4 protein-coding genes and 1 pseudogene are annotated in these 4,942 nt (G+C 69.2%); all 5 read left to right on the plus strand.

Going from position 1 to position 4,942, the window contains the following annotated elements; genetic code table 11:
- Window positions 1–101, plus strand: a pseudogene (locus AC07A6_RS41195) (ATP-binding protein); the annotation flags it as partial.
- Between the two features lie 293 nt (window positions 102–394).
- Window positions 395–3,598 carry a sensor histidine kinase gene (locus AC07A6_RS41200; RefSeq protein ID WP_478780521.1) on the plus strand — a complete coding sequence of 1,068 codons (3,204 nt, stop codon included), beginning with the start codon at window positions 395–397 and terminating at the stop codon, window positions 3,596–3,598.
- 10 nt (window positions 3,599–3,608) lie between these two features.
- Window positions 3,609–4,022: a roadblock/LC7 domain-containing protein gene (locus AC07A6_RS41205; RefSeq protein ID WP_007266772.1), complete on the plus strand. Its 414-nt coding sequence runs from the start codon at window positions 3,609–3,611 to the stop codon at window positions 4,020–4,022.
- 93 nt (window positions 4,023–4,115) lie between these two features.
- Window positions 4,116–4,670 carry a DUF742 domain-containing protein gene (locus tag AC07A6_RS41210; RefSeq protein ID WP_362474798.1) on the plus strand — a complete coding sequence of 185 codons (555 nt, stop codon included), beginning with the start codon at window positions 4,116–4,118 and terminating at the stop codon, window positions 4,668–4,670.
- On the plus strand, window positions 4,651–4,942 hold a 292-nt coding region (locus AC07A6_RS41215; RefSeq protein WP_385769161.1), incomplete at its 3' end, for a GTP-binding protein. The genes AC07A6_RS41210 and AC07A6_RS41215, both read left to right, overlap by 20 nt.

Consider the following 4,942-nt stretch of genomic DNA (forward strand, 5'->3'; position numbering starts at 1 on the left):
CCGACGCCCCCATCATCACCACCGACGCCCGCCACCGCGCGGACGCCAAGAGCGCACTCATCACGCTCGTCGAGCACGCCCTCATGGCCCGGCTCAAGTAGCACGCATTACAAGGCAATACGCCGGGGGCGGGCTGTGTTCTCGAACACGGCCCGCCCCTCGCGTTCATAACGTTTCGACAGTGAATTGCCGTCAGGCGGACACGGCGTGCGTTCGGCCGGTGCCGCTGCGCGCACGACAGGCCCCATTTTTGCCGCAGCTCGCTCTTTATGTCCGTTTTATGCGGGGCGTAAGGTTCTTGGAATGGCCGGATTCAACTGTTTGGAACACGGCGCTTAACCGTGCTGGAATTCAACGAACCAGCTAGTAGCACCGCCGAGAGGTTGTTGGTCGAGTGAGGCGAAGCAAGTCGAGCCCCGCGGATGAACCCGCGCGAGGCAACTTCACCCCGCCGCCGCGCGCGGCCATGTCGCCCGTCGACGTGCCCGTGGAACCATCCACGAGCAGCGGAAGCACCAGCAAGCTCTCCCCCCGCAACTGGCGGGTGGCCACCAAGCTGAACGCCATCCTCATGGTTCCCGTCCTCGTCGGACTGGTCATGGGCGGCTTCCAGGTGAAGGGCTCGGTCGACAGCTGGAACGAGGCCAAGGACGCCGAGAAGACCGCGCGGATCGTCCAGGCCGCAGCCGAATACGGCCAGGCCCTCCTCAACGAGCGCGACCTCACCGCCGAGCCCCTCCTCAAGGGCGACCGCAACAACGCCGCGGTGTCCAAGTCCTACGCGGCCACGGACGCGGCCAAGGCCAAGTTCGCCCAGGCCGTGAAGGACCTCCCGGCCAAGCAGGGCCTGGAGCGCCGCCTCGAACTCTTCCGCCAGGAGGAGCCGAAGCTGGAGCAGGTCCGCAAGACGGCCTACGCCGTCCCGGAGACCCAGAAGAAGAACCTCCCCTCCTCGGCCGGCCCCATCCCGACCGAAGAGGGCTACGTGCTGGTCCAGCACTACCTCATGCAGTTCTCCAACGAACTGGGCCTCGGCACCGGAAACGTCACCAGCTACGGCCGCATGGTCTACGCGGTGGAGCTGGCCAAGGCCGCGAACTCGCTCCAGCGCTCCGTCGGCACGCACCTGCTGGTGCGTCCGAACGAGAACGAGGAAGTCCGCAAGGCCCAGCTGGTCGCCTTCTCCTCCTACGCCTACCTCGAAGAGATCGCCATCGGCGAGTACGTCGCCGCCGGCACCGACGAGGACACCAACCGGCTCAAGGAGGTCATGGGCAAGAAGTCCCAGGAGGGTGCCGCCAAGCTCGCCCAGGCCAAGCAGGCCGCCGAGCAGTCCGGCGCCACCTTCAAGGCTCCGCCCGTGGTGAACGGCTCCGCCCTCACCGGCATGACCGAGGCGATAGCCGGCGGCGACAAGCCCGCCAAGCTCGCCCTGAACGGCACCACCGCCCCCGCCTGGCAGGCCGCCGCCACCGCCAAGTTCGACGGCTACGCCGAGATCGAGAAGGAACTCCTCGACAAGGCCGTCAAGGACGCCGTCGCGGTCTCCGACAAGTCGCGCGGCGACGCCATCCTGACCGGCGCCATCGTGGTCGTGGCCCTGCTGGCCGCCTTCATCCTGGCCGCCATGATGGCCCGCCAGATGAGCCGCTCGATGCGCCGTCTGCGCAGCTCCGCCTTCGACATCGCCGAGCAGCGCCTGCCCGCGCTGGTCGACCAGCTCTCGCGCACCGACCCGGGCAAGGTCGACACCCGCGTGGAGCCGATCCCGATCACCTCCCGCGACGAGATCGGCGAGGTCGCCCGCGCCTTCGACCAGGTCCACCGGGAAGCGGTCCGGCTCGCCGCCGAGCAGGCGCTCCTGCGGGGCAACGTCAACGCGATCTTCACCAACCTCTCCATGCGCAACCAGTCGCTGATCGAGGGCCAGCTGACCCTCATCACCGACCTGGAGAACAACGAGGCCGACCCGGACCAGCTGGAGAACCTCTTCCGCCTGGACCACCTGGCCACCCGTATGCGCCGCAACGGCGAGAACCTCCTCATCCTCGCGGGTGAGAACCCGGGCCGCCGCTGGGACCAGCCGGTGCCCCTCGTCGACGTGCTGCGCGCCGCCTCCTCCGAGGTGGAGCAGTACGAGCGCATCGAGCTCTCGGGCGTCTCCGAGGCCGAGATCCACGGCCAGGCCGTGACCGACCTCGTGCACCTGCTCGCCGAGCTCCTGGAGAACGCCACCACGTTCTCCTCCCCGCAGACCAAGGTCCGCGTCACCGCCACGCGTCTGCCCGACGGCCGCGTGATGGTCGAGATCCACGACAAGGGCATCGGCCTCACCGCCGAGGACTTCGCGGACATCAACCACAAGCTGGCCAACCCGCCGACCGTGGACGCCGCGATCTCGCAGCGCATGGGTCTCTTCGTGGTCGGCCGGCTGGCGGACCGCCACAGCATCCGCGTCCAGCTGCGCCCCTCGGGCGAGGCGGCCGGCACCACCTCTCTGGTCATGCTCCCCGACGCCATCACCCACGGTGGCGGTGGCGAGGGCATCCCGGACGACGACTTCACCGTCTCCTCGATGATTCCGCAGCAGAAGGCCGAACAGGCCGCCCCGCTGCGGACGGCCGCCGAGCTCGGCTTCGACGACTCCGCCTACGACGCCCCGGGCGCCCAGGGCGGCGACACGAAGCCCGCGGACCCGGTCGTGCGGTCCCTGGGCCGCGAGGAGCGCCGGGCCGCGCTGGAGGCGCAGCTCAACTTCCCGCAGGCTCAGGACCAGGAGCAGTACCCCGGTCCCGAGGCGCAGGAGTATCCGGAACCGCAGCCGGAGCACGGGTACCAGGAGTACCAGGGCTACGAGCAGCAGTCCGCGCAGGGCTACGAGGCTCCGTACGACTCCCAGCAGCAGTCGGGGGCCTACGAGGCGTACCCGGAGCAGGGCTACGCGTATCCGGAGGCCGGCTACCAGGACGGGCAGCAGCCCGCCCAGGCGTACGACGGCGGCTACGAGGACCAGTCCCAGCAGGCCGAGTGGCCCGGTCAGAACACCTACCCGGGCTCCTACCAGCAGGATTACGGGACCGATTCGGAATCGCCCTCCGCTCCCGAACCGGCCCTGGACCGCGTAGGCTTCGACCGTCCGGGCGCCGCTGCCGACGCCGGTCACGAGTTGACCGGGGCGGGCCTGCCGCGACGCGGCAGCCAGCAGCAGTGGCAGCCGGCACAGCAGGAAGCGGAGTCCGCCGGATCCCTCTTCGAGCAGCGGCCGCAGCGTCAGCAGCAGCCCGCCGAACCGAAGCGGGATGTGGAGGAGGCAGCAGCCGGCGCGGGCTGGCGCTCGACGAACGACGAGCGCTGGCAGCAGGCCGGCAAGCTCCGTGAGCCGAAGGCGGGCGGGGTCACCTCGTCCGGTCTCCCTCGGCGCGTGCCCAAGGCCAACCTGGTCGAGGGCGCTGCGGAGACGACCCCGCAGGGAGGCCCCCAGGTCTCCCGCGCCCCGGAGGACGTCCGTGGCAGGTTGAGCAACCTGCGACGCGGTGTCCAGCAGGGACGCAGTGCGGGTTCCGAGCAGTCAAGTAACAGCTATGACCAGGAGCGTTAGTGTGAGCGCGATGAGCCAGGCGGCGCAGAACCTTAACTGGTTGATCACCAACTTCGTGGACAACACCCCCGGGGTGTCCCACACCGTGGTGGTCTCCGCCGACGGCCTTCTGCTGGCGATGTCCGACGGATTCCCGCGCGACCGCGCCGATCAGCTGGCGGCCGTGGCCTCCGGCCTGACCTCGCTGACCGCCGGTGCCTCCCGGATCTTCGAGGGCGGCGCCGTCAACCAGACCGTCGTGGAGATGGACCGCGGGTTCCTCTTCCTGATGTCCGTCTCCGACGGATCCTCGCTCGCGGTGCTCGCGCACCCCGAGTGCGACATCGGCCTCGTGGGCTACGAGATGGCCCTCCTCGTGGATCGGGCGGGTACGGTCCTCACCCCGGACCTCCGTGCGGAGCTGCAGGGAAGCCTTCTCAACTAGCAAACGGGCAGTGCGTTTCGCGTCATCGCACCGTAGGGTGCGGTGGCGCGGTTCCACAGGGAGTACTGCGTTCTTGGAGTCGGAGGAGGAAACGTGACAACACCCGGAGGACATCCTTATGGCGGCCAGCAGCCGCAGGGTGGGCACGACCAGAACCGCTTCAACTTCCCCTCCTCTCCCAGCCGGCCCGTGCCGGAGCACAACCCCTACGCCCAGCAGCCGTACGGCCAGCCCCAGCAGCCCCAGGCGCCCCACCGGCTTCCGCATCAGCCCCCCAGGGCCGCGCAGCCGCAGGCCCCGAAGGCGCACAACCCGCTGGTGCGCCCGTACGCGATGACCGGCGGCCGTACCCGGCCGCGCTACCAGCTCGCCATCGAGGCGCTGGTCAGTACCACGGCGGACCCCGCGCGCCTGCAAGGGCAGCTGCCCGAGCACCAGCGCATCTGCCGCCTGTGCCAGGAGATCAAATCCGTTGCGGAGATCTCGGCACTTCTCTCCATTCCTCTTGGTGTCGCCCGCATCCTCGTCGCCGACCTGGCGGAGGCGGGCCTTGTCGCCATTCACCAGCCCGGCGGCGACGAGTCTGCCGGCGGCCAGCCAGATGTGACACTGCTCGAAAGGGTGCTCAGTGGACTTCGCAAGCTCTAACGGCGGAGCGGCTCCGCGCTCCACCACCTCCGCGAAGATCGTGGTGGCGGGCGGCTTCGGCGTGGGCAAGACCACGTTCGTGGGCGCGGTCTCCGAGATCAACCCCCTGCGCACCGAAGCCGTCATGACCAGCGCCTCCGCGGGTATCGACGACCTCACCCACACCGGTGACAAGACGACCACCACGGTCGCCATGGACTTCGGCCGCATCACCCTGGACCAGGACCTGATCCTGTACCTCTTCGGTACCCCCGGACAGGACCGCTTCTGGT

Source organism: Streptomyces sp. NPDC044002, from assembly GCF_056434525.1.